Origin of the sequence: Geobacillus sp. ZGt-1 (assembly GCF_001026865.1) — a bacterium.
In the GTDB taxonomy this organism is placed as follows: Bacteria; Bacillota; Bacilli; order Bacillales; family Anoxybacillaceae; genus Geobacillus; species Geobacillus thermoleovorans.
In genome coordinates, this window is record NZ_LDPD01000023.1 from 337,296 (window position 1) to 338,295 (window position 1,000).

A 1,000-nucleotide genomic window follows, 5' to 3' on the forward strand; every position below is an offset into this window, starting at 1 on the left:
AAAAATCAAGTACAACTTTTAGTGAAGAGCCATTTTTTTGCAAGCGCAAAAAAAGAGGCGCCTGGCTAGGCGCCTTTCCTGTCAGCGCGCATCGGCGGCCTCCGCGCCGCCTTGCGCATCGAAGCTGCTCCCGCCTTCAGCGGCTCGCTTCGCTTTCAATTCAAAATAGGCGTCCAAAATGCGGCGGCCGATCCGGTCATTAATCCCGTCGCTCTCCCCTTGCGTCGCCCACGGAACGACAACAGCGAACGACACTTCTGGATCGTTGTACGGCGCATAGCCAACGAGCGTCAAGTTGTACGTTGGATCATTCCGTCGGCTTTGGATCGGTCCATCGTAAAACGCCTCTGCCGTCCCCGTTTTGCCGGCCGGCTTGTACGAAGCACTCGCAAAGTACGAATACGCCGTTCCGCCCGGCTCTTGCATCACACGGCGGAATCCTTCTTGCACTCGCTTGATGTATTCCGTCTTCATATCAATCCGGTTTAGCACAACCGGTTCAAACCGTTTCATGATTCGGCCAAGTTTTTTTCCGTCAGCCGACGGCTCACGAATTTCTTTGACAAGCTGCGGCTTCATTCGATAGCCGCCGTTGGCGATCGTCGAGACGTATTGCGCCAGCTGCATCGGCGTATACATATCATACTGGCCGATCGCCAAGTCAAGCAAAAGCCCCGCTTGCGTGCTCTGTCCTTGGAAACCGCCGAGTTCGTTCGGCAAATCGATCCCGGTTTTCACGCCAAGGCCGAATTGGCTGAAATAGTGGCGAATCGTCGTAAATGCCTCTGGATTGATGCGAAGCGGCGCGTGCGGACGATACACACCGCCCCCGATGGCGATCGCTGTTTTGAACATATAGACGTTCGATGACTGCTTGAGCGCCGTCAGCTCGTTGATCGTCCCCATCGTCTTCCATGATTTTTTTACCGGGGTTTTTTTAATATACAGCGGCTCATCCTTGATATACGTATTCGGATGAAGCACCCCGGTTTGAAAGCCG

The 1,000-nt window shown here is 54.1% G+C and carries 1 protein-coding gene; it reads right to left on the bottom strand.

Features of this window, described 5'->3' with window-relative positions; genetic code table 11:
• Positions 1-81: 81 nt before the first annotated feature.
• A partial coding sequence (locus tag VU18_RS20130; protein WP_047758214.1) for a penicillin-binding transpeptidase domain-containing protein occupies positions 82-1,000 on the bottom strand: 919 nt, incomplete at its 5' end.